Below are 23,455 nucleotides of genomic sequence, written 5' to 3' on the forward strand. Positions count from 1 at the left end.
ACAGAGACACGAAGAAGGCCCCGGGAGTGATCCCAGGGCCTTCTTCGTGCGCTGCTCCGCAGGTCAGTAGTCGACGCCGGCGAACACCGCGACGGCGTTGTGGCCGCCGAAGCCGAACGAGTTGCTGATCGCGAACTGCGGACCGTCGCCGAGCGGCGTCGCGTCTCCGGAGAGGCGGAACGGCACGGCGGGGTCGGGCTCGGTCATGTTGATCGTCGGCGGGGCGACACGATCGCGCAGCGCGAGGAGGGAGAAGATCGCCTCCAGGGCGCCGGTGCCTCCCAGCAGGTGGCCGGTGGAGGCCTTCGTCGCGGAGACCGGGATCTCATCGATCCGCTCTCCGAAGACCTTCCGGAGTGCGACGTACTCGTTCGGGTCACCGACCGGGGTCGACGTGGCGTGCGCGTTGATGTGCGTGACCTGGTCGGCTGTGATGCCGGCCTCTTCCAGGGCCTGGGTGACAGCGCGCGCGGCGCCGTTGCCCTCTGGGTCGTTCCCGGTGATGTGGTACGCGTCGGCCGTGACGCCGCCGCCGAGCACGTATCCGTAGATCTTGGCGCCGCGCGCCTTCGCGTGCTCCTCGGTCTCGAGGATGAGCGCCGCCGCGCCCTCGCCCATGACGAAGCCGTCACGGTCGATCGCGCCGGGACGGGACGCCGTGGCGGGGTCGTCGTTCCGACGCGACAGCGCCTGCGCCGACGCGAACGACGCCATGGTGATCGGGTGGATCGCGGACTCCGTGCCGCCGGCGATCACGATGTCGGCATCGCCGTCCTGCAGGTGGTGGAAGGCGTGGATGATCGACTCGGTGCTCGACGCGCACGCGCTCACCACGGTCTGGGCGTAGGCGCGGGCGTGGAACTGCAGCGACAGGTTGCCCGCCGCGGCGTTCGGCATGAGCATCGGCACGGTCAGGGGCATGACACGCCGCGGGCCCTTCTCGCGAAGAGTGTCCCAGGCGTCGAGCAGAGTCCAGAGGCCGCCGATGCCGGTGGCGAAGTCGATGCCGAGGCGCTCGGGGACGACCTCGGGCGAGCCGGCGTCGGCCCAGGCCTCACGCGCGGCGATCAGAGCGAACTGCGAGGACGGGTCCAGCCGCTTCGCCTCGTGGCGCGGCAGAACTTCTTCCGGGCGGACGATGGCCTCGGCGGCGAAGGTGACGGGGAGTTCGTACTGCTGCACCCAGTCGTGCTCGAGGGTCCGGGTGCCGGACATGCCTGCGAGCAGGTTCGCCCAGTTCTCCGGGGCGGTCCCGCCGATGGCGGACGTGGCGCCGATGCCGGTGACGACGATGCGCTTGGTCATGGTGTGGTTCCTTGTCGGGCGGGGTGGAGCGGAGTTCGGGCAAGGCAGAGGATGCCACGCCCCGCGGTCGCGGGGGTGGCATCCTGCGGGGATTACTCCTGGCCTGCGACGATGAAGCTGACGGCGTCGCCGACGGTCTTGAGGTTCTTGACCTCGTCGTCGGGGATGGTGACGCCGAACTTCTCCTCGGCGTTGACGACGATCGTCATCATCGAGATCGAGTCGATGTCGAGGTCGTCGGTGAACGACTTCTCGAGTGCGACCTCGGAGGCGTTGATGCCGGTCTCGTCGGTGATCAGCTCAGCGAGGCCTGCGAGGACCTCATCGTTGGTGAAAGCCATGTGGTCTTCCTCTTTCTTACGGGTTGTATTCGGAACCGTGGAACAGTCTAGAGAAGGTCGCGCGAACTCAGGGGAGGACGACGACCTGTGCGGCGAACACGAGCCCCGCGCCGAAGCCTATCTGCAGCGCCAGACCCCCCGACAGCTCGGGGTGCTCGGCCATCAGCCGGTGGCTCGCGAGCGGGATGGACGCGGCGGACGTGTTGCCGGTCGTCTCGATGTCGCGGGCGATCACCGTGCTCTCCGGCAGCTTCAGCTGCTTGGCGAACTCGTCGATGATGCGCATGTTCGCCTGGTGCGGGATGAAGGCGGCGATGTCGGTCGGCTCGACGCCGGCCTTGTCGAGCGCCTCGCGGGCGACCTTCGCCATCTCCCACACGGCCCAGCGGAAGACCGTCTGGCCCTCCTGGCGGAGCGTCGGCCATGGCACCTCGCCGTCGCGGAACTGGGTGAGAGTGCCGTTCATGCCGACGGCATCCGCCTTGGAGCCGTCGGAGCCCCACACGGCCGGGGCGATGCCGGGCGTGTCGCTCGGGCCGATGAGAGCGGCGCCCGCACCGTCGCCGAGCAGGAAGGAGATGCTCCGGTCCGTCGGGTCCACGACGTCGGACAGCTTCTCCGTGCCGATCACGAGGGCGTAGCGGGCCGCTCCCGCCTTGATCAGGGCGTCGGCCTGGGCGATCGCATACGCGTACCCCGCGCACGCGGCGTTGATGTCGTAAGCGGCGGCCGGGTTCGCCCCGACGCGATCGGCGACGATCGCGGAGACCGACGGCGTCTGCTTGGGGTTGCTGATCGTGGCGACGATCACGAGGTCGACCTGGTCGGCGGGGACGCCGGACTTCTCGATGGCCTCGGCGGCCGCCTCGGTGGCGAGGTCGATGGCATCGGTGTCCTTGTTCGCCCGGGCACGCGTGATGATGCCCGTGCGCTGGCGGATCCACTCGTCGCTGGAGTCGATGGGGCCGATGAGGTCCTCGTTCGGCACGGCGTTCTCGCCGCGTGCTGCACCGAACGAGTAGATGCGGGTGTAGGCGGGGCCGGCGACCTGGGCGAGGGTGATGCTCATGCGGCTTCTCCGTTCAGCAGCGCGACCGCCGCGTCGAGGTCTTCGGGGGTCTTGACGGCGACCGTGGGCACACCGCGGAGACCGCGCTTGGCCAGCCCGACCAGCGCGCCGGCGGGAGCGAGTTCGATCAGGCCCGTGATGCCGCGGTCGGCGAAGGAGCTCATGCACAGGTCCCAGCGCACGGGGGAGGACACCTGGTCGACGAGGTAGGAGAGCGCCTGGGCGCCGCTGTCGACGACCGAGCCGTCGCGGTTGGTCCAGAGCGTGATCGAGGGGTCGGCGGGCGCTACCGTGGCGACAGCATCGCGCAGAGCCGTCACCGCGGATGCCATGTACTCCGTGTGGAAGGCTCCGGCGACCTGCAGCGGGATCACCCGCGTGCCCTTGACGGGCTGCGTGGCGAGGGCCTCGAGTCCGGGGAGCTCGCCGGCGACGACGAGCTGGCCGCCGCCGTTGTAGTTCGCGGGGGAGAGGCCGAGTTCGGTGAGGCGCTCGAGGATCGCGGCTTCGTCTCCGCCGAGAACAGCGCTCATGCCGGTCGGTGTCTGCGCTGCGGCTTCCGCCATCGCTCGTCCGCGGATGCCGACCAGGCGCATGCCCGTCTCGGCGTCGATGACGCCGCTGCCGACGAGGGCGGCGATCTCGCCCACCGAGTGTCCTGCTGTGCCGTCGGGGCGACGACCGGCCCGTTCGGCGAGTGCGTCGCCGGCGATGAGCGAGGCGGCGACGATCAGCGGCTGCGCGATGCGCGTGTCGCGGATCGTGTCGGCATCCGAGACGGTGCCGTGTTCGCGGAGATCGACCTCCGCGGCCTCCGAGTAGGCGGCGAGGCGCTCGGCCACCCCGTCGAGCTCGAGCCAGGGTGCGAGGAATCCGGGGGTCTGCGAGCCCTGTCCAGGGCAGACGACGACAATCACATCCTCAGTCTGCCAACGTTTCGTGCCGAGCGGTGGATGATCCATCACAAGATTCCGACGAACCCTTGTGTGTGGCGTACAGCCCGCGGGATTCCGGGGCTCAGCGCTGCGGGCGGCGGACGGCCGGACGACGGCGTGTCTGATCCGTCACGCCGATGGATCCGAGGATCAACGCCGTCTGCAGGATCAGCGCCTCGCGGGGCCCGGTGGCATCCCAGCCGATGACCTCGCTCACCCGCTTGAGGCGATAGCGCACGGTGTTCGGGTGGACGAACAGTTCGCGGGCGGTCGCCTCGAGGGAGCGGCCGTTGTCGAGGTAGCTCCACAGCGTCGTCACGAGGTCGGTCGAGTGTGCCTGGAGAGGGCGGAAGATGCGCTCGATGAGGGTGTGCTTCGCGAGCGGATCTCCGGCGAGAGCGCGTTCCGGCAGCAGATCGTCGGCCTCGACGGGGCGGGGGGCGCTGCGCCAGGCGCGGGCGACGGCGAAGCCGGCCAGTGCGGCGCGTGCGCTCTGGCTCGCGTCCACGAGCGCGGCGACCGCCGGGCCGAGAACGACGTATCCCGGGCCGAACGAGGGCTCGAGCCGCGTGGCGATCTCCTGGAAGCCGAGCTCGTCCTCGACTTCCTCGTTGTCCTGGCCGGCGACCCTGGCGCGTCCGAGCACGAGGACCAGCCGCGAGCCCTGCACGCCGATGAGCACGTCGACGGCGAGCTTGCGGGCCGTGCGACGCACGAGGTCGACATCGAACTGCGGGGGAGTCGTGCCGACCAGGACTGCGACCTCGCCATGGCCGTGCCAGCCGAGTGCCGCGATACGGCTGGGCAGCTCCTCGTCGGCCTCGCCCGTGAGGATCGAGTCGACGACGAGCGCCTCGAGGCGGGCGTCCCAGAGACCGCGTGCCTCGGCCGCGCGTGCGTAGACGTCGGCCGCGGCGAAGGCCACGTCACGCGAGTAGAGCAGGATCGCCTCGCGGAGGTCGTTTCCGCGACCCGCGACACGCTCCTCGGTGACCTCGACCGTCACACGGATCAATTGCAGGGTCTGCTGGAGGCTGACACTGCGCAGCAGCTCTCGGGGAGCCGCGGCGAAGATGTCGGCCGCGATCCACGGCGTCGAAGTCGGATCCTCGTACCACTGGATGAACGAGGTGATGCCCGCCTGCGCCACCAGCCCGACCGCGGAGCGGCGGGCCGGTGGCATGTCGGCGTACCAGGGGAGCGTGTCTTCCAGCCGCTTGATCGTCACCGAGGCGATGTCACCGGAGATACGGCGCAGCCAGGTGAGCGTCGCGGTCTTGTCCATACTGCGGGAAGACGAACCTGTCACCGAGGGCTCAGCTCTCCCCGCCCGCGTTGCCGCTGGTGCCGGCGTTGACGTCGTGCAGGCTGTACTTCTGGATCGCCTGCGCGGCCAGAGACCGGTCGACGACGCCGTCTTCGGCGAGCGACTGCAGCGTGCGGACCACGACCGACGGTCCGTCGATCTTGAAGAAGCGACGAGCGGCGGCACGCGTGTCGGAGAAGCCGAAGCCGTCCGCACCGAGCGTCGCGAACCGGTTCGGCACCCAGGGGCGGATCTGGTCCTGCACCGCGTGCATGAAGTCGCTGACCGCGACGACCGGACCCTCTGCACCCTGCAGCTTCTGGGTGAGGTACGCCGTGCGGGGCTCCTCCTCCGGGTAGAGGAAGTTGTGCTCGTCGGCGGCGAGGCCGTCGCGGCGCAGCTCGGTCCACGAGGTGACCGACCAGACATCGGCGATCACGCCCCAGTCGTTCTTCAGGAGCTCCTGCGCCTCGAGGGCCCAGGGCAGACCGACACCCGATGCGAACAGCTGAGCGCGGGGACCTTCGCCCTCGCCGACCGAGACGCGGTGGATGCCGCGGACGATGCCGTCGACGTCCACGTTCTCGGGCTCGGCGGGCATCACCATGGGCTCGTTGTAGAGCGTGATGTAGTACATCACGTTGGGGTCCTCGTGGTTGCCGCCGTACATGCGCTCGAGACCGGAGCGCATGATGTGCGCGATCTCGTAGCCGTAGGCCGGGTCGTACGAGATCGTCGCCGGGTTCGTCGACGCGAGCAGGTGCGAGTGACCGTCGGCGTGCTGCAGGCCCTCACCCGTCAGCGTCGTGCGGCCGGCGGTGGCGCCCATGATGAACCCGCGGGCCATCTGGTCGCCGGCGGCCCACTGCGCGTCACCGGTGCGCTGGAAGCCGAACATCGAGTAGAAGAGGTAGATCGGGATCAGCGGTTCGCCGTGCGTGGCATACGAGGTGCCCGTGGCCGTGAACGCCGCGAGAGCGCCCGCCTCGTTGATACCGACGTGCATGATCTGGCCCTGCGGGCTCTCCTTGTAGGCGAGGAGCAGCTCACGGTCGACCGAGGTGTAGTGCTGGCCGTTCGGGTTGTAGATCTTCGCCGTCGGGAAGTACGCGTCCATACCGAACGTGCGCGCCTCGTCGGGGATGATCGGCACGATGCGGTGGCCGAAGTCCTTCGACCGCAGGAGGTCTTTGAGCAGACGGACGAACGCCATGGTCGTGGCGATCTCCTGCGTGCCCGAGCCCTTCTTGGGCAGGGCGTAGGCCGTGTCATCCGGCAGCGAGAGTCCGACGTGCGTCGAACGGCGCTCGGGAAGGAAGCCGCCGAGTGCCTGACGGCGCTCGAGCATGTACTGGATCGTCTCGTCCTGGGGTCCCGGGTTGTAGTACGGGGGCAGGTACGGGTTCTCCTCGAGCTGCGCGTCCGTGATCGGGATGTGCATGGCGTCGCGGAACGTCTTGAGGTTGTCCAGCGTCATCTTCTTCATCTGGTGGGTCGCGTTGCGGCCCTCGAAGTGCGGACCGAGGCCGTAGCCCTTGACGGTCTTCGCGAGGATGACGGTCGGCTTGCCCTTGTGCTCGGTCGCGGCCTTGAACGCGGCGTAGACCTTGCGGTAGTCGTGGCCACCGCGCTTGAGGTTCCAGATGTCGTCGTCGGAGTAGTCCTTGACGAGGGCGGCTGCGCGCTCGTCGCGACCGAAGAAGTGCTCGCGGATGTACGCGCCCGACTCGGCCTTGTAGGTCTGGTAGTCGCCGTCGGGGGTGACGTTCATGATGTTGAGCAGAGCGCCCTCGGTGTCGCGGGCGAGCAGGTCGTCCCATTCGCGACCCCAGACGACCTTGATGACGTTCCAGCCGGCACCGCGGAAGAACGACTCGAGCTCCTGGACGATCTTGCCGTTGCCGCGCACCGGGCCGTCGAGACGCTGGAGGTTGCAGTTGACGACGAAGGTCAGGTTGTCGAGACCCTCGTTCGCCGCGACCTGCAGCTGACCGCGGCTCTCGACCTCGTCCATCTCGCCGTCGCCGAGGAAGGCCCAGACGTGCGAGGCGGAGGTGTCCTTGATGCCGCGGTTCTCGAGGTACTTGTTCGACATCGCCTGGTAGATGGCGTTGATCGGACCGAGACCCATGGAGACGGTGGGGAACTGCCAGTACTCCGGCATGAGGCGCGGGTGCGGGTAGGAGGGGATGCCGTTCGGGGCGTGCGACTTCTCCTGGCGGAATCCGTCGAGCTGGTCCTCGGTCAGGCGGCCTTCGAGGAAGGAGCGGGCGTAGGTGCCGGGGGAGGCGTGGCCCTGCACGAAGATCTGGTCGGCGCCGCCGGGGTTGTCGGCACCCTTGAAGAAGTGGTTGAAGCCCACCTCGTAGAGGGCGGCCGACGACGCGTAGGTCGAGATGTGGCCGCCGACGCCGATGCCGGGGCGCTGTGCGCGGTGCACCGTGATGGCCGCGTTCCAGCGGATCCACGCGCGGTAGCGACGCTCGACCTCTTCGTCACCGGGGAACTCGGGCTCGTTCTCCGGAGCGATCGTGTTGATGTAGTCCGTGGTCGGAACCATCGGGACGCCCAGGTGCAGCTCCTTGGAGCGCTTGAGCAGGCTGAGCATGATCTCGCGGCCGCGGCCGTGGCCCTTGGCATCCACCAGCTCATCGAGCGACTGCTGCCACTCTCCGGTTTCTTCCGGATCGCTGTCCTGGGGGCCTTGGGAATAAGGATCCTGGTCGTGCACAGTCACGGGGCGAACCTTTCGTCAAGCTGGCAGGTCATGCCAAGGAAACGGGAAGCGACGCGGGCAGCCTTGTCGGCTGTGCACAACGCGCGCCGGGTTCAGCCTATCCCTCTTCCACGACACGGGCGTGCATCGGGTCCCCGACGCACATGGGCGGATGCCGGCAAGAGTTCGCGAGTCCCCTGTCACATCGGGGGCGCGGCCGGTGTCTCCATGTCGAAGGTCCGAAAACCCGGCATCGACATAGAAGGAGACACGAACATGAGCAGCAACATGACCCGCATCCCGCCCGCAGAGGTCACCGGGATCTACGGCGCGATGGTGAAGGTGTTCGCGAAGAAGATGATGGGCCGGGTGCCGGAATCCGTCGGAGTCCTCTGGAACAACCCTGCGGTCATGAAGGACGCGATGGGCATCGGCCAGAAGAGCGAGAGCTGGTCCGAGCTCGACCGAGATCTGGCGTCGTACGCGGCGATGGCGGCCGCGGCGACGATCGGCTGCAGTTTCTGCCTCGACTTCAACTACTTCATGGGGCACAACCACGGTCTCGACGCGACGAAGATCCGGGAGGTGCCGCGCTGGCGGGAGGCGACTGTCTTCTCGCCCGTCGAACGCAGAGTGATGGAGTACGCGGAGGCTGCCAGCCAGACGCCGCCGGCCGTGACGGACGAGCTCTCCGACGCGCTGCTCGCCGACCTCGGACCTGCCGCACTCGTCGAGCTCGCCGCGCGCGTCGCGTTCATGAACATGAGCGCCAGGATGAACGTGGCCCTCGGCATCCACTCCGAAGAGTTCGCCGACGCGTGCGGGCTGCCTCCGCTCGCTGAACGGCCCACCGCCCGTGAGGCCGTCGGGGACACTGCGTAGGCTCGCGGACATGGATCGCGTCGAGAGCGCCGCCGATGACCCGTTCGTCGTGCACCGGAACCTCCTCTTCACCGTCGCCTACGAGATGCTCGGTTCGGCGGCGGATGCCGAGGACGTGCTGCAGGAGTCCTGGCTGCGCTGGGCGGCGGTCGATCCGTCGACGGTCATGGCACCCAAGGCCTACCTCGTGCGGATCGTGACGCGGCAGGCGCTCAACCACATCCGCTCCGTCTCACGGCGTCGCGAGGACTACGTCGGGGAGTGGCTGCCCGAGCCGCTGCTCACCGCCCCCGACGTCGCCGAGGACGTCGAGCTCGCCGAGAGCCTGTCGATCGCGATGCTCACCGTTCTGGAGACACTGAGTCCGGCCGAGCGCGCGGTCTTCGTGCTGCGCGAGGTGTTCGATGTGCCGTACGACGAGATCGCGGATGCCGTGGCCAAGACCCCCGCCGCCGTGCGGCAGATCGCGCACCGCGCGAAGGATCATGTCGCGGCCCGCCGTCCGCGCATCCGCGTGGTGGCCTCCGAGCACGAACGCGCCGTCGACCAGCTCGTCGCCGCGCTGAACACCGGTGACCTCCAGGGGCTGATGGACGTGCTCGCCCCGGACGTGGTCTCCGTCGCGGACGGCGGCGGCAAGGTGCGCGGCGCCGCACGTCGGCCGCTGGTCGGCGCGGACACGATCGCCCGCTACCTCGTCGGCAGCCTCGCCAAGCTCACCGGCGCTTTCCACGCGGCGGCGACCACCATCAACGGTCAGCCGGGCATCCGGCTGGAGGTCGACGGGGAGCTCGCCGGAGTCGTCGCGGTCGTGGTCGAGGCCGGACTGATCGCCCGCATCTACTCGGTCGCGAACCCGGACAAGCTCGGACGCATGGGCCTCGAGGTGCCGCTGGTGCGGTGAGGGCAACCTCTGCGCGTTCTCGTCGATAAGATGATCGGGAAGGGCCTTTAGCTCAGCTGGTAGAGCGCCACGTTTACACCGTGGATGTCGTCGGTTCGATCCCGGCAGGGCCCACCGAGAAAGTACTGGGCAAAGCGGATCTCTTCGATCTCAGGCAACCGAGCGCGACCCCCGGTTCGTCGATGTCCGCTGTCGAGGCTGTCGCGCGTCCATCGTTTGATGGAGATGGGTGTCAATGGTCCGGGCGATGCCCGGGATCCGACGGCCGACTTTGCTTGAGTCGTGCACGCTTTCTCTGAATCTCTGTCTCGTATGCTCACCTCCCGCCGCGGAGCGTGGCTTTCTCTGGCGATCGGTGTCATCGCGCTGGTCGCTCTGCTCGGCATCTTCGGTCGCGCCGCGATGACGACGGCCGACCAGAGCGAACCCCCAGGATCCGAGTCCGCTCGGGTCGCCGCCGTGACCGAGGAGTTCCCCGACGCGGACGACCGGACGTTGATCGTCGTGGCCTCGAGCGCAGACGAGTCAGCGTTGACAGATGCTCAGCGGGCCGGGATCGCATCGCTTGCGGACGAGCTGGAAGCGGTTGCCGGGGCAAAGGTGCTGGGGCCCTTTCCGAGCGATGACGGGATCGCCCAGGTGATCCAGGTGACGGCGTCCGTGAGCGATGACCATACCGAAGCTGATCGCCTTCTCGTGGAGGAAGTGCGCGGCATCGTCGCGGATCACCGCGTGCACGGGGTCGATGCCCAGGTGACGGGTGGTCCGGCTTTCGGCGCCGATATCGCGGCGGCCTTCGACGGCGCTGACTTCACGTTGCTCCTGGTGACGATCGGGATCGTCGCCCTCTTGCTGATCTTCACCTATCGTTCCCCCGTGTTGTGGCTGATCCCGCTTGTGGTGGTCGGCGTCGCTGATCAGGCCGCCAATAAGGCCACGGCCGCACTCGGCAGCGCGATGGGCCTGCAGTTCGACACCGGCATCGTGAGCGTGCTGGTGTTCGGTGCGGGAACGAACTACGCACTGTTGTTGATCTCGCGGTATCGCGAGCAGTTGTCGTCGGATCCTGATCATCGGAGCGCATTGGCAGCCGCGTGGCGGGCGACCGTTCCCGCGATCCTGGCGTCCAACGTGACAGTCGTGCTGTCGCTGCTGACCCTGGTGCTGGCCGTTGTGCCGGGCACGCGTGGTCTCGGGGTCGCATGCGCCCTGGGACTGGTGATCGCTCTCGCAGCTGTGCTGCTCGTGTTGCCGCCGGCACTGGCGGTGTGTGGGCGGGGCGTGTTCTGGCCGTTCGTCCCGCGCCCCGGCGCTAAAACCGCCGCAGAGCAGGGGAAGGTGTGGCGAAAGGTCGCGACGCGTGTCGTGAACAAGCCGTGGGTGCCGCTCGTTGCCGGGCTCGCGCTGCTCGGCGTCATGTCCGCCGGACTGTTCGGGGTGTCTGTCGGTCTCAGCCAGGTGGAGAAGTTCCGTGTGCCGTCGGAGTCGGCGATCGGGCTCGAAGCACTCAGCTCGCATTTCGATGCAGGGCAGGCGCAGCCGTTCGTCATCGTCGCATCGGCCGCCGAGTCTCAGGACGTCCAGGATGCTGCGGCATCCGTCGATGGCGTGGTGCAGGTCACAGAGTCGGCGACCAGCGACGACGGCGAGCTGGTCCGACTGTCTGTGATCGGGGAGCCGGCGCCAGGAAGCCCCGAAAGTCGGGAGCTCGTGACGGATCTGCGGACGGCAGTGCACGCTGTCCCGGGAGCGGACGCCATCGTCGGAGGTCAAGGCGCGTCGGATGTGGACGCGCGAGAGGGCAACTTGCGCGACTTCCTGCTCGTCGCTCCTCTCATCCTGATCCTGACCCTGCTGGTGCTCATCGTGCTGCTGCGCGCGGTGCTCGCTCCAGTCATCCTGCTCGCCGTCAACGCGCTCAGCGCGATCGCCGCGATCGGGGCGGGCGCTTGGCTCAGCCGCACCCTGTTCGGCTGGGACGCCTTGGACCTTCAGGTTCCGCTGCTGGCATTCCTGTTCCTGGTCGCCCTGGGAGTGGACTACACGATCTTCCTCGTGCACCGTGCGCGCACCGAAGCGGAATCTGTGGGGACGCGGGCGGGAATGGTCACCGCGCTCGCGACGACGGGAGGCGTCATCACCAGCGCGGGGATCGTCCTCGCCGCGGTGTTCGCAGCCCTCGGCCTGCTCCCGCTGGTGACCCTCGGGCAGATCGGTCTCATCGTCGGCGTGGGTGTGCTCGTCGACACACTCGTCGTTCGCACGCTCGTCGTTCCCGCTCTGTTCGCGGTCGTCGGAGACCGCATGTGGCCGCGGCGTCGCGTCGCCGCTCGCGTTCACTGATGGCGGGCCGTGGCAGCGGGAACCCTTCCACCAACGTTCTTGAGTACAAAGGAGCATTTGTGCTAGCGTCGGCTCATCCGAAGGAGGAGGTGGCCGATGGGTGCCGAAGCCGTTGCTGATCTCGACCTCGCGCTGCGCGCCCTGGCAGACGGGAACCGCCGCGCGATCCTCCGGGTGATCCGCTCCGCTCCGCTGCCGGTGGGCGCGATCGCGGATGCTGCCGGACTCTCCCAGCAGACGACCTCCCACCACCTCGGCGTCCTGCGGCGAGCAGGGCTCGCCGTCAGCACCCGTGAGGGAACGCGGCATCTGTTCTCGGTCGACACCGACGGCCTGTCGGCCGTGCGTTCCTACCTGGACGACTTCTGGCCGAGCAAGCTGGCCACGTTGAAGTCCGTGATCGAGGCGCGCGAGGGCGACGATCGTGGCTGAGTTCCGGGACTCGATCGACATCGCCGCCGCTCCGGAGACCGTGTTCGACTATCTCGTCACGGCGGAGGGCATGACCGCCTGGATGGGGCAGTACGCCGAGCTCGATCCGACACCCGGCGGCCGGTTCGCGGTCGACATCGCCGGGCACGCCATCCGGGGAGAGTATCTGCACGTCGAGCATCCGCGCCGTGTCGTCGTCTCCTGGGGCGTGGCCGGGAGCGAGACGCTTCCCGCCGGATCATCGCGCGTCGAGTTCACCCTCACTCCGACCGGCACCGGCACGCGCGTCGACCTGACCCACTCGGACCTTCCCGACACCGAGGTGCGCGGTCACGCGCACGGCTGGGCGCACTTCCTGCCGCGTCTCGCGGCCGCAGGCGCAGGCGACGACCTCGGAGCCGACGACTGGCGTCCGCTCGACGACTGAACACCCACCGACCGCGCACAGCAAGGGGAAGAACATGGATACGGCATCCGACATCGTCCAGGGCTATCACCGGGCCTGGACCAGCGGCGACGTGGAGCAGGCGATGACCTACGTCGCGGACGACATCACCTGTCGCGCACCCGGGGTCGACCTGCAGGGCAAAGAGGCGTACGCGCGGTACATCGGCGGCTTCGCGCCCACGCTCACGGGCATCGGCGACATCGCCGAGTTCTCCGAAGGGGACCGTGTCGCGCTGTTCTACTACCCCCAGACCGCTGCGACGTCGACCGCGCCGGCCGCCGAGTACTTCACGGTGCGCGACGGGCGGATCAGCGAGAGCATCCTCGTCTTCGATCGTCTCTCCTACGGTCCGCCGCGTCCGTGAGGAGGATCCGATCGAGCCTGCGGTTAGTCTGGACAGCACTCACACCGTGAGCATCGCCCACGGCAGAGCGACTGAACTCCAGGAGCGACCATGGCGCGACGCATCGTCATCAGCGGGGCATCCGGACTGATCGGCGGCGCGCTGACGACATCTCTCCGCGCGGACGGCATCGACGTCACGACGCTCGTGCGACGCCCTCCGAGGATTTCGTCCGAGCGGCAGTGGGCGCCGGGGGAGCGCGACCTCGACCCCGAGGTGCTCGCCGGCGCGGAGGCCATCGTGGCACTCGGCGGCGCCAGCGTCGGGCGACTGCCGTGGACGCCCCGGTATCGCGAGGAGCTGGTCGACTCCCGCTTGAAGAGCACGCGCACGATCACGACCGCGCTGCGCGCGCTGCGCGACGATGCTCCGGCCCTCGTCTCGGCATCCGCCGTCGGCTATTACGGCTCGGCACCGGGGGAGCAGCTCACCGAGGATTCGCCCGCGGGCGACACCTTCCTCGCCGAGCTCTGCGTGCAATGGGAGGCGGAGGCCCGCCGCGCCGAGGACCAGACCAGGGTGGCCCTGCTGCGCACGGCTCCGGTGATCCACCGGCAGGGTGTTCTCAAGCCGATGATCCAGCTCACGCGATTCGGCCTCGCGGGCCCCCTCGGCCGCGGAACGCAGATCTGGCCCTGGATGTCGCTCGAGGACGAGGTCCGCGGCATCCGGCACGTCATCGATCAGAAGATCACCGGACCCGTGAACTTCACCGGACCGACACCCGCGACGGCGAACGACATCGGCCGCGGCCTCGCCCGTGCGATGCACCGCCCCTTCTGGCTGCCTGCCCCCGCCTGGGCGCTGCGTCTCGCGCTGAGCGCGGCCGCGGCCGATTCCCTCCTCCTCTCCGACGCGGATGTGCGGCCCACGGTGCTGGAGAAGTCCGGTTTCCGGTTCACGCATCCGACAGCGCAGGAGGCGGTCGCCTCGGCGGTGTGATCGCGTCCCGCGACTGCGAGACTGAGCCCATGGAGATCATCGAGAACTCGAAGCTCACGGTCGTCGGTGCGGGAAGCGTGGGCTCGAGCGTCGCCTACGCCGCGCTGATCCGCGGATCCGCCCGCCACATCGCCCTCTATGACGTCGCGACCGAGAAGGTCGAGGCGGAGGTCCTCGACCTCGCCCACGGCACGCAGTTCACCGGGTCGAGCGACATCGTGGGCGGCAGCGACATCTCGGTCGCAGCCGGATCCCACGTCGTCGTGATCACCGCCGGTGCGAAGCAGAAGCCCGGCCAGACCCGCACCGAGCTGGCCGAGGTGAACGCCGGCATCATCCGCAGCATGATGCCGCAGCTGCTCGAGGTCGCCCCGCATGCGGTCTACGTCATCGTCACGAATCCGTGCGACGTGCTCACGGTCATCGCGCAGGAGGTCAGCGGGCTTCCGCCGGAGCGCGTCTTCGCCTCGGGCACGGTCCTCGACACCTCTCGCCTGCGCTGGAAGCTGGCCGAGCGCGCCGGCGTCTCGACCGGCAGCGTGCACGCTCACATCGTCGGCGAGCACGGCGACACCGAGTTCCCGCTGTGGTCGCGCGCCACGATCGGCACGGTGCCGATCCTCGACTGGCAGGTGCCGGGGCATCCACGTCTCACGCGGGAGGAACTGGATGCCATCGCGATCGACGTCCGCGACGCCGCGTACAAGGTGATCCGGGGCAAAGGTGCGACGAACTACGCGATCGGTCTGTCGAGCGCCCGCATCGTCGAGGCGATCCTGCGCGACGAGCACGCGGTCATGCCGGTCAGCACGGTGCTGCACGACTTCCACGGCGTGGACGGGGTGGCGCTCTCAGTGCCGTCGATCGTGAGCGCCACGGGCGCGGTGCCGATCAGGAACACGTCCTTCTCCGCAGAGGAACTCGACCTGCTCCATCGCTCGGCGACCGCGCTCGAGGGCGTCAGGGCGACCCTGGGCGCTTGAACCGCCGGCCGGTTCAGTGGCCGTGCGGGTCGCGACTGTTCAGCGTCGCGACCACCTGGTCGTAGTCGCCGCGCGCCTCGCCGTAGCGGAGGAACTTGACGTTCTCGACCTGGATCTCCGTGGCGTCGGGCTGAGTCTCGAACAGGTGCATCACCTCGGTGATGAAGTCCTCGAGCGGCATCGCGAAGTCGCTCTCCCTCTGACCGGGCATCAGGTCGGTCTGCACGGACGGCGGCTCGAGCTCCACGACCTTCACGGTCGATCCCTCCAGCTGGAGCCGCAGCGACTCGCTGAGCATGTGGATCGCCGCCTTGCTCGCGTTGTAGCTCGGCGTGACGCGCAGGGGAGCGAAGGCCAGCCCGGACGAAACGGTCACGATGGTCGCGTCGGGCATGCTGCGCAGCTGCTCGATGAATGCGCCGATGAGGCGGATCGGTCCGAGCACGTTGGTCACGATGGTCTCCTCGGCCGTCGCGAGGAATCCGGACGGCTGCGACCAGTCCTCGACGCGCATCACGCCCGCCATCGTGATGACGGCGTTCAGGTCGGGGTGCGCCGCGATGACCTCGGATGCCGCGGCGCGGATGCTCTCGGCATCCGTCGTGTCGATCTGCACCGTGTGGATGGCGGGATCCGCCGCGGCGATCTCCTGCAGGAGCGCGGTGCGGCGCCCGCCGACGATGACGGTGTTGCCCTCGGCGCGGAGCGCGCGGGCGAGAGCCAGACCGATCCCGCTCGTGGCGCCGGGGATGAAGATGGTGTTTCCGCTGATGTTCATGACTTCAGCGTCGATCAGGTGCGCGACGCCCACCAGAGAGCGCTCATCCGGGGATCGGCGGTCCCTGGATGCCGACCTCGGCGAGAGGGATACTTCAGAGGTGGATCGTGAAGCGCTGGCCGAGTTCCTCCTGCGACGACGGGAGATGCTGCAGCCCTCGGATGTCGGGTTGAGCCCCGGAGTGCGCAGACGCACACCGGGTTTGCGGCGGGAAGAGGTCGCGCAGCTCGCGACCATGTCGACCGACTACTACACGCGTCTGGAGCAGCAGCGCGGCCCGCAGCCCAGTCCTCAGATCCTCGCCGCTCTGGCCCGAGCACTCCGTCTCACCTCCGACGAGCGCGACTACCTGCATCGCGTGGCCGGTTACAGCGCCCCGGATCGTGGAGCCGTGACCGATTACGTGCGTCCGGGAATGCTCCGCATCCTCGACCGGCTGCACGACGCACCGGCCTTCGTGGTCTCCGTGCTCGATGAGGTCCTGGTGCAGAACGACGCGGCCCGCGCTCTCCTCGGGGACGCGAGCCATCTGGTCGGTCTCGAGCGCAGCGGCATCTACCGGTGGTTCGCCCACCCCGAGTCCGAGCGAGGGCGATATCTCGAGAGCGATCATGCGCGGCAGAGCCGCTCGCTCGTCGCATCGCTCCGTGCCGCGCAGGGTCTGCTCGGCAGCCGTTCCCGCGCCGGCGAGATCGTCCGGGAGCTGACGGCGCGGAGCCCCGAGTTCGTCGAGCTCTGGGACGCGCAGGAGGTACGTCGTCGGTTCGAGGAGCACAAGGTGCTCGTGCATCCCGAGCTCGGCGAGATCGAGGTGGACTGTCAGGCGCTCTTCACCGAGGACGAGTCCCAGGCGCTGATCGTGCTGACCGCCGCGCCCGGAAGCGAGGCGGCCAGCAAGCTCGAACTGGTCCGGGTGCTCGGCACGCAGGTCGTCTGATCTGGGGTCAGGACTCCTCGTGGGTCCGCGGGTCGGCGTCGAAGAGCCGTCCGTCCGCACGGCCCAGCGCCGTGATCGCGGCGACCTCGGCGTCATCGAGCACGATCTCCGCGGCGGCCAGATTCGAGACCTGGTGCTCGAGGGACGAGGCCTTCGGGATCGACACGGTCTCCCGTGCGACGTGCCAGGCGAGAACGGCCTGCACCGGGGTGATGCCGTGCGCCGCGGCGACCTCGGCCACCACGCCCTCGTCGACGAGCTCGCGGGCGCGACCGAGCGGGCTCCATGCCTCGGTGAGGATGCCGTGCTCGCGGTGATAGGCCAGCTGCTCCTCCTGCGGGAAGTACGGGTGCAGCTCGATCTGGTTCACGACGGGCCGGACACCGGTCTCGCGCTCGATGCGCTCGAGGTGCTCCGGCAGGAAGTTCGACACGCCGATCTGTCGCACGATGCCCCGCTCCTGGGCGTCCACGAGGGCGGCCCATGCCTGGACGTACTCGTCCTGGGTCGGGTTGGGCCAGTGGATGAGGTGCAGGTCCGTGATGTCGAGGCCGAGCCGCGAGCGGCTCTCCTCGATGCTGGTGCGCGCCTTCGCGGTCGGGTGGTGGCGCCCGGGGAGCTTCGTCGTGACGATGATCTCCTCACGCGGCGCCTCGGATGCCGCGACGCCCAGCCCGACCGAGCCCTCGTTCTCGTAGTTGAACGCCGAGTCGACCAAGCGGTAGCCCGCGTCGAGTGCTCCGGCGACGGCGGCGGCGCCCTCGTCGCCGTTGAGTGCGTAGGTGCCGAGGCCGATGGCCGGCAGGGCGAAGCCGTTGTGAGCGGTGAAGGTGGGGACAGTGGGCATCGTGGCTCCTTCGGTGCAGGTGTGTCTTCAGCGTAGGGCGTGACCTGCGATGCTGGCTCTCATGACCGACCCCGTGCGCTGCCCGTGCCTGTCCGGGAACACGTTCGACGCGTGCTGTGGACCGCTGCTCCAGGGCGCCGCCGCGCCGACGGCGGAGCGCCTGATGCGATCGCGGTACACCGCGTTCTCGCTCGAGGACGCCGGATACCTGCTGCGCACGTGGCATCCGACGACTCGACCCGAGACGTGCGAGTTCGACCCGGAGCTGAGCTGGCGGCGGCTCGTCATCATCGATCGCGTAGCGGGCGGCCCGTTCGATCGGGAGGGCGTCGTCGAGTTCGAGGCGTACTGGCGGCAGGGCGCGGAGCGCGGTTCCCTGCACGAGCGCAGCCGCTTCGTCCGCGAGGAGCGTCAGTGGTACTACCTCGACGGCGAGGTGGAGTGATGGGCGGATGTCGCCGCAGCGGCTAGATTTGAAAGCGTGAACGCCACCCCCGAGAACCAGCGCACCCTGCTCGACATCGCCGACCTCGACCGGCGCATCGCGCAGGCAGAGCGTGCCCGCACGCAGCCGGCACAGGGAGCGCGGATCACGGAGCTCGTCGCCATCCGACAGGATCAGCTCCGCGAGCTCACCACGCTCACCGGGACCCGCGACGACGTGCGCACCGAGCTGACGCGGCTGGAGTCCGATGTCTCAGTCGTTGAGCAGCGGCGCAACCGCGACGCCGAGCGCCTCGCCGCCTCCACGAGCTCCAAGGACGCGCAGGCGCTGGAGCACGAGCTCGCGAGCCTCGCCCGTCGCCAGAGCGATCTCGAGGATGCCGAGCTCGACGTCATGGGTCGGCTCGAGGAGGCCGAGGCCGCGGTCGCCGCGCAGCAGGCTCTCCTCGCGACCACCACCGCCGAGGGATCCGCGCTCACCTCTCAGGCGAAGGCCGATGTCGCGGCGGCGACCGACCGTGGTGCCGAGCTGGCACGCGATCGCGCGGCGGTCGTCGCGACGGTGCCCGCCGACCTCGTCGCGGAGTACACGCGTCGCGCCGCGAACAGCGCGGGCGCCGCACTGCTCACTCGCGGCACGTGCGAGGGATGCCGCATGGTTCTTCCCAGCACCGACCTGAACGACATCCGCCGCGCGGCGGACGAACTCGTCGTCTTCTGCCCCGAGTGCGGCTGCATCCTCGTGCGCACCGAGGAATCCGGGCTCTCTTGAGCGGGGCCCCCGCCCGCCGTCGATGAGCTCGTCGACGGCGCAGGGACGGCGGATCGCGCTGATCGCGCTCGGTGACGGGCGGTACGTCGCTGTGGAGCTCGACGAGGACGGCGGCGAACGCAGCCGCGTGCCGCTGGGCGGCTCGGAACTCCTCACGTGGGTCGCGGAGCTCGAGAAGACGGAAGCGCCGCGGTGGATCATCCGCAGCGCCAGAGACATCTACCCGATGCTGCTCGCGGGTGGCGTGCGACTCGGCCGGACGCACGACCTGCTGCTCTGCCACGCGATCCTGCGCGATACGGATGCCGTGGCGCGACCTCTGCCGCCCTCGGCGGCGTGGGTGCGCCGTGAGCCGACGGATGCGGCGCCCGCCCTGTTCGACGTCGTCGAACATGACCATGCGGACGACCCCGTCGCCGAGGCGCTCGATCAGTTCCGCGCACAGCGCCGGGTGATCGATCAGGAGCGCGACGGCCGTCTGACGCTTCTGTGCGCCGCGGAATCGGCGGGCGGTCTGATCGCCGAGGAGATGCGGGCAGCCGGGCTCCCATGGGACGAGGGCGTCCACGACGCGATCCTGACCGAGACGCTCGGCACACGGCCCGCGGCAGGAGGCCTGCCCAGCAGGATGGTTGAACTGGGCGACCGCGTGCGCGCGATCCTCAGCGACTCGACGCTGCACCTCGACAGCCAGCCGAAGCTTCTCCGTGCTCTGCACCGCGTCGGCGTGCACGTCGAGTCGACGAGCCGCTGGGAGCTCGCGAGCCAGTCGCACGCGGTCGTCGAACCACTGCTGGCCTACAAGAAGCTCTCGCGTCTGCTCAGCGCCAACGGCTGGGCGTGGTTGGCCGAGTGGGTGCATGATCGCCGGTTCCGCCCGGTCTACATCCCCGGAGGCGTCGTGACCGGACGATGGGCGTCGGCGGGCGGCGGCGCGCTGCAGCTTCCGCGCAGTCTGCGGCCGGCCGTCCGCGCCGACCCGGGCTGGACCCTGGTGGTCGCCGACGTGGCGCAGCTGGAGCCGCGGATGCTGGCGGCCATGGCCTCCGATGCGGCCATGGCGCGCGCAGCCCAGGGGAGCGACCTGTACGAGGGAGTCGTGGCATCCGGTGCCGTCGGTACCCGCGAAGAGGCGAAGTACGCCGTGCTCGGCGCGATGTACGGCGCCACCACCGGAGACAGCGGCCGTCTCGTGCCGCGGCTGCGCAAGGTCTATCCGCGGGCGATGGCGCTGGTCGACAAGGCCGCGCGCACCGGTGAGGACGGCGGAGTGGTGTCGACCTGGCTGGGTCGCTCCTCGCCGCGGCCGTCGGCGGAGTGGGCGGAGCTCCAGTCGAGGGCCACGGGGGCGGATGCCGATCCCGCCGAGGTCGCCCTGGCCCGGCGGCGAGCCAGGGACTGGGGTCGTTTCACCCGCAACTTCATCGTGCAGGGGACGGCGGCCGAGTGGTCGTTGATCTGGCTGGCGGAGATCCGGCACCGTTTGCAGCGTGCGCCCGAGGCGGCTGTGCCGGCAACGGCATCCGGACCGTTCGCGCGGCAGCCCCATCTGGCCTTCTTCCTCCATGACGAGGTCATCCTGCACGTGCCGGAGGAGCAGGCCGAGGCCGCGGCCGACGCCGTTCGGGTCGCCGCAGCGGTCGCCACCCGCCGCCTCTTCGGCGACTTCCCGATCGACGTTCCCCTCGACCTGCGCATCGCCGAGTCGGCGGAGAAGTAGCCGCCGTCGCCGCGGACGCGGAGAAGTACACTGGAGACGCGAATGGGTCGACTGGACGGCCGCGTGGCGGGCAACCGCACCGAGGAACGTCCGGGCTCCACAGGGCAGGGCGGTGGGTAACACCCACCCGGAGTGATCCGCGAGAAAGTGCCACAGAGAGCAGACCGCCTTCTGGGTTCCTGAGCTTGTCGAAGGGCCCGGAGGGTAAGGGTGAAAGGGTGGTGTAAGAGACCACCGGGGGTCATGGTGACATGACCCGCCAGGTAAACCTCGCCCGGAGCAAGGTCAGACAGAGGATGTTGACGCGGCTCGCCGAGTCCTCGGGTAGACCGCTAGAGTGCCACGGCAACGTGTCGCCGAGAGAGATGGCCGTCGAAGGGGCGAAGAACCCCGGAACAGAACCCGGCGTACAGGTCGGCCCATTCGCCTCAGATATGCCGAAGGCCCCGCTCGATGAGCGGGGCCTTCGTCGTGCGTTCGACGGGCAAGGCACTCCAGAACAAGAGGGGCCACGCGCCCGGAGGCTCCGGGCAGCGCGTAGCGATGTCTGGAGTGGGCGTGGGGATCAGTCGCCGGCGAGCGACGCCGCGCCGATGATGCCCGAGTTGTTGCGGTGGATCGCCGGGACGATCGGGGTCTTGAGCTCGAGCAGCGGGAGGAAGTCACCCGCGTTCTTCGACACGCCGCCGCCGACCACGAACAGGTCGGGGCTGAAGAGGAACTCGATGTGCGAGTAGAACGCCTGCAGCCGCTCGGCCCAGGCCGCCCAGCTGAGGTTCTCGCGCTCGCGCGCCGAGGTCGCCGCCCACTGCTCGACGGACTCGAACTCGCGGAAGTTCAGTTGGCCGAGCTCCGTGTTGGGGAGCAGGACGCCGTCGTAGAGGAAGGCCGAGCCGATCCCGGTGCCGAGGGTGGTCAGGAGCGTGAGTCCGCGGACGTCCCTGGCCGCGCCGTGACGCGCCTCCGCGACACCGGCCGCATCAGCGTCGTTCACGAAGACGATGTTGCGACCGAGTCCGTCGCGGAAGAACCGCTCCGCGTCGAAGTCGATCCATTCCTTCGAGACGTTCGCCGCCGACAGCGTCTTGCCGCGCTTGACGATCGCCGGGAAGGCGACGCCGAGGGGCATGGTCGAGTCGTGCACGTCGAGGGTCTTCAGCACCGACTGCACGGCGACGAGGACGTCCTGCGGCGCTGCGCCCTCCGGAGTGGGGACGCGCACCCGGTCGGAGGCCATGGTGCCGTGCGTGAGGTCGACGATTCCTGCTTTGATTCCCGTGCCGCCGATGTCGACGCCGATCGCTTTTGCCATGGGCGATAGCTTAGCGACCACCGCACACGCCAGTAGGATCGATGACATCACGCGAAGAAGGGGCAGCTATGTCTGACGGCGACGCAAAGTACTGGTACAACTCCGAGACCGGTCAGGTCGAGTTCGGCATGATCTCGCCCTCCGTGGACCGGGTCGGACCGTTCGACACCGAGGCGGAGGCGACTCGTGCACCGGAGGTGCTCAAGGAGCGCGCGCGCGCCTGGGCCGAAGAGGAAGCCGCCGAGCAGGGCTGGGACGTCAAGGGCGACGCAAAGGGCCAGGGCGCAGAGTAGTCATGGACAAGCAGAGGGACTTCGTCCTCCGGACGATCGAGGAGCGCGGCGTCAAGTTCGTGCGGCTGTGGTTCACCGACGTCATCGGCACGCTCAAGTCGGTCGCGATCGCACCGGCCGAGGTCGAGGGCGCCTTCGCCGAGGGCATCGGATTCGACGGCTCGGCGATCGAGGGACTCACGCGCAGCCACGAGTCCGATCTGCTCGCGCAGCCCGACCCGACGACTTTCCAGACGCTGCCGTGGCGCGGCGAGATCGATCCGACGGCGCGCATGTTCTGCGACCTGACGACGCCCGACGGGCAGCCGGCGGTCGCCGACCCGCGACAGGTTCTCAAGCGCACGCTGGCCAAGGCCGCGGATGCCGGATTCACGTTCTACACGCACCCCGAGATCGAGTTCTACCTGCTCAAGTCGTCGTCGTTCGGCCCCGAGGGTCCGGTGCCCGTCGACTCCGCCGGCTACTTCGACAACGTGCCGGGCGGCACGGCGCACGACTTCCGTCGTCGATCGGTGCGGATGCTCGAGGATCTCGGCATCTCCGTGGAGTTCAGCCACCACGAGGGCGGCCCCGGTCAGAACGAGATCGACCTCCGCTACGCCGATGCACTGACGACGGCGGACAACATCATGACGTTCCGCACGGTCATCAAGGAGGTGGCGATCGAGCAGGGCGTCTACGCGACGTTCATGCCGAAGCCCCTCAGCGGCCACCCGGGCAGCGGCATGCACACGCACATGTCCCTGTTCGAGGGAGACCAGAACGCCTTCTACGAAGAGGGTGCGAAGTACCAGCTCTCCAAGACCGGGCGTCACTTCATCGCCGGTCTCCTGCGGCACGCGAACGAGATCGCCGCGGTCACGAACCAGTTCGTGAACTCGTACAAGCGGCTCTGGGGCGGCGACGAGGCTCCGAGCTTCGTCACGTGGGGTCACGCGAACCGCTCCGCGCTCGTCCGGGTGCCGATGTACAAGCCCAACAAGGGGCAGTCCTCGCGTGTCGAGTACCGCGCTCTGGATTCGGCGGCGAACCCGTACCTCGCGTACTCCCTGCTGCTCGCCGCGGGCCTGAAGGGCATCGAGGAGGGCTACGAGCTCCCGCCCGAGGCCGAGGACAACGTGTGGGCTCTGAGCGACGCCGAACGGCGCGCGCTGGGCTACTCCGCGCTGCCGGCGAGCCTCGATCACGCTCTCGAGTTCATGGAGGCGTCGGAACTCGTCGCCGAGACGCTCGGCGAGCAGGTGTTCAACTACGTGCTGCTCAACAAGCGCAAGGAGTGGGAGGCCTACCGCGGCCAGGTCACGCCGCTGGAGCTGAAGAACAACCTCGAACTCCTCTGAGCG

General features: G+C 68.9%; 23 protein-coding genes, 1 tRNA gene and 1 other RNA gene. 16 read left to right on the forward strand and 9 right to left on the reverse strand.

Features of this window, described 5'->3' with window-relative positions:
- Window positions 1-63 precede the first annotated feature (63 nt).
- The 6 genes from ABD648_RS01600 to aceE all read right to left on the reverse strand — a co-directional run bounded on the left by ABD648_RS01600 (window position 64) and on the right by aceE (window position 7,693).
- Window positions 64-1,305: a beta-ketoacyl-[acyl-carrier-protein] synthase family protein gene (locus tag ABD648_RS01600; RefSeq protein ID WP_282216989.1), complete on the reverse strand. Its 1,242-nt coding sequence runs from the start codon at window positions 1,303-1,305 to the stop codon at window positions 64-66.
- Between the two features lie 92 nt (window positions 1,306-1,397).
- Window positions 1,398-1,646 carry an acyl carrier protein gene (locus tag ABD648_RS01605; protein ID WP_017830435.1) on the reverse strand — a complete coding sequence of 83 codons (249 nt, stop codon included), beginning with the start codon at window positions 1,644-1,646 and terminating at the stop codon, window positions 1,398-1,400.
- 67 nt (window positions 1,647-1,713) lie between these two features.
- The gene (locus ABD648_RS01610; RefSeq protein ID WP_282216990.1) at window positions 1,714-2,715 is read right to left on the reverse strand and encodes a beta-ketoacyl-ACP synthase III; all 1,002 of its coding nucleotides are present in this window, start codon (window positions 2,713-2,715) and stop codon (window positions 1,714-1,716) included.
- Window positions 2,712-3,632: an ACP S-malonyltransferase gene (locus ABD648_RS01615; protein WP_282216991.1), complete on the reverse strand. Its 921-nt coding sequence runs from the start codon at window positions 3,630-3,632 to the stop codon at window positions 2,712-2,714. The genes ABD648_RS01610 and ABD648_RS01615 overlap by 4 nt, the downstream gene beginning before the upstream one ends.
- Window positions 3,633-3,732: 100 nt before the next feature.
- The gene (locus ABD648_RS01620; RefSeq protein WP_282216992.1) at window positions 3,733-4,935 is read right to left on the reverse strand and encodes a PucR family transcriptional regulator; all 1,203 of its coding nucleotides are present in this window, start codon (window positions 4,933-4,935) and stop codon (window positions 3,733-3,735) included.
- A gap of 31 nt (window positions 4,936-4,966) precedes the next feature.
- The gene (aceE, locus tag ABD648_RS01625) at window positions 4,967-7,693 is read right to left on the reverse strand and encodes a pyruvate dehydrogenase (acetyl-transferring), homodimeric type (protein ID WP_282216993.1); all 2,727 of its coding nucleotides are present in this window, start codon (window positions 7,691-7,693) and stop codon (window positions 4,967-4,969) included.
- Between the two features lie 255 nt (window positions 7,694-7,948).
- On the opposite strand from aceE, the gene ABD648_RS01630 reads away from it, so the two are divergent.
- From ABD648_RS01630 to ABD648_RS01670, 9 genes are all read left to right on the forward strand, one after another.
- Window positions 7,949-8,554: a carboxymuconolactone decarboxylase family protein gene (locus ABD648_RS01630; RefSeq protein WP_282216994.1), complete on the forward strand. Its 606-nt coding sequence runs from the start codon at window positions 7,949-7,951 to the stop codon at window positions 8,552-8,554.
- A 10-nt stretch (window positions 8,555-8,564) separates the two neighbouring features.
- Window positions 8,565-9,458, forward strand: a complete 894-nt coding sequence (locus ABD648_RS01635) for an RNA polymerase sigma-70 factor (protein ID WP_282216995.1) — start codon at window positions 8,565-8,567, stop codon at window positions 9,456-9,458.
- Window positions 9,459-9,499: 41 nt separating this feature from the next.
- Window positions 9,500-9,572: transfer RNA gene (locus tag ABD648_RS01640), tRNA-Val, on the forward strand.
- Between the two features lie 198 nt (window positions 9,573-9,770).
- Entirely contained in the window at window positions 9,771-11,801 is a 2,031-nt protein-coding gene (locus ABD648_RS01645) for an MMPL family transporter (RefSeq protein WP_282216996.1), read from the forward strand.
- Between the two features lie 96 nt (window positions 11,802-11,897).
- Window positions 11,898-12,233, forward strand: a complete 336-nt coding sequence (locus ABD648_RS01650; protein WP_282216997.1) for an ArsR/SmtB family transcription factor — start codon at window positions 11,898-11,900, stop codon at window positions 12,231-12,233.
- On the forward strand, window positions 12,226-12,660 hold the full coding sequence (locus tag ABD648_RS01655) for an SRPBCC family protein (protein WP_282216998.1): 435 nt from the start codon (window positions 12,226-12,228) through the stop codon (window positions 12,658-12,660). The genes ABD648_RS01650 and ABD648_RS01655 overlap by 8 nt, the downstream gene beginning before the upstream one ends.
- Window positions 12,661-12,694: 34 nt before the next feature.
- Window positions 12,695-13,045, forward strand: a complete 351-nt coding sequence (locus ABD648_RS01660) for a nuclear transport factor 2 family protein (RefSeq protein ID WP_282216999.1) — start codon at window positions 12,695-12,697, stop codon at window positions 13,043-13,045.
- A gap of 90 nt (window positions 13,046-13,135) precedes the next feature.
- Window positions 13,136-14,026 carry a TIGR01777 family oxidoreductase gene (locus ABD648_RS01665; RefSeq protein ID WP_282217000.1) on the forward strand — a complete coding sequence of 297 codons (891 nt, stop codon included), beginning with the start codon at window positions 13,136-13,138 and terminating at the stop codon, window positions 14,024-14,026.
- Between the two features lie 29 nt (window positions 14,027-14,055).
- Window positions 14,056-15,009 (forward strand): L-lactate dehydrogenase, encoded by a 954-nt coding sequence (locus ABD648_RS01670; protein WP_282217001.1) that lies wholly within the window; start codon window positions 14,056-14,058, stop codon window positions 15,007-15,009.
- Between the two features lie 13 nt (window positions 15,010-15,022).
- Here ABD648_RS01670 and ABD648_RS01675 read toward each other — a convergent pair whose 3' ends face one another.
- The gene (locus tag ABD648_RS01675) at window positions 15,023-15,787 is read right to left on the reverse strand and encodes an SDR family oxidoreductase (protein WP_282217002.1); all 765 of its coding nucleotides are present in this window, start codon (window positions 15,785-15,787) and stop codon (window positions 15,023-15,025) included.
- 100 nt (window positions 15,788-15,887) lie between these two features.
- On the opposite strand from ABD648_RS01675, the gene ABD648_RS01680 reads away from it, so the two are divergent.
- On the forward strand, window positions 15,888-16,724 hold the full coding sequence (locus tag ABD648_RS01680; protein ID WP_282217003.1) for an MmyB family transcriptional regulator: 837 nt from the start codon (window positions 15,888-15,890) through the stop codon (window positions 16,722-16,724).
- 7 nt (window positions 16,725-16,731) lie between these two features.
- On the opposite strand, the gene ABD648_RS01685 is transcribed toward ABD648_RS01680, so the two are convergent.
- On the reverse strand, window positions 16,732-17,571 hold the full coding sequence (locus ABD648_RS01685) for an aldo/keto reductase (protein ID WP_282217004.1): 840 nt from the start codon (window positions 17,569-17,571) through the stop codon (window positions 16,732-16,734).
- A 61-nt stretch (window positions 17,572-17,632) separates the two neighbouring features.
- Here ABD648_RS01685 and ABD648_RS01690 point away from each other — a divergent pair, with 61 nt between their 5' ends.
- The 4 genes from ABD648_RS01690 (at window position 17,633) to rnpB (ending at window position 20,933) form a co-directional block, all read left to right on the forward strand.
- Window positions 17,633-18,016 carry a YchJ family protein gene (locus tag ABD648_RS01690; RefSeq protein WP_282217005.1) on the forward strand — a complete coding sequence of 128 codons (384 nt, stop codon included), beginning with the start codon at window positions 17,633-17,635 and terminating at the stop codon, window positions 18,014-18,016.
- 36 nt (window positions 18,017-18,052) lie between these two features.
- Window positions 18,053-18,787, forward strand: coding sequence for a zinc ribbon domain-containing protein (locus tag ABD648_RS01695; RefSeq protein ID WP_282217006.1), 735 nt, complete (start codon window positions 18,053-18,055; stop codon window positions 18,785-18,787).
- 22 nt (window positions 18,788-18,809) lie between these two features.
- Window positions 18,810-20,507, forward strand: coding sequence for a bifunctional 3'-5' exonuclease/DNA polymerase (locus ABD648_RS01700; protein ID WP_282217007.1), 1,698 nt, complete (start codon window positions 18,810-18,812; stop codon window positions 20,505-20,507).
- A gap of 43 nt (window positions 20,508-20,550) precedes the next feature.
- An RNA gene (rnpB, locus tag ABD648_RS01705) (RNase P RNA component class A) lies at window positions 20,551-20,933 on the forward strand.
- Window positions 20,934-21,072: 139 nt separating this feature from the next.
- Here the strand turns inward: rnpB and ppgK are convergent.
- A complete protein-coding gene (gene ppgK, locus ABD648_RS01710; RefSeq protein ID WP_282217008.1) occupies window positions 21,073-21,819 on the reverse strand; it encodes a polyphosphate--glucose phosphotransferase in 747 nt (248 codons plus the stop codon).
- A 68-nt stretch (window positions 21,820-21,887) separates the two neighbouring features.
- On the opposite strand from ppgK, the gene ABD648_RS01715 reads away from it, so the two are divergent.
- Window positions 21,888-22,112, forward strand: a complete 225-nt coding sequence (locus ABD648_RS01715; protein WP_282217009.1) for an SPOR domain-containing protein — start codon at window positions 21,888-21,890, stop codon at window positions 22,110-22,112.
- 2 nt (window positions 22,113-22,114) lie between these two features.
- The gene (gene glnA / locus ABD648_RS01720; protein ID WP_116634839.1) at window positions 22,115-23,452 is read left to right on the forward strand and encodes a type I glutamate--ammonia ligase; all 1,338 of its coding nucleotides are present in this window, start codon (window positions 22,115-22,117) and stop codon (window positions 23,450-23,452) included.
- The last annotated feature ends 3 nt before the right edge of the window (window positions 23,453-23,455 follow it).

It is taken from the genome of Microbacterium luteolum, assembly GCF_039533965.1.
Taxonomy (GTDB): Bacteria; Actinomycetota; Actinomycetes; order Actinomycetales; family Microbacteriaceae; genus Microbacterium; species Microbacterium luteolum.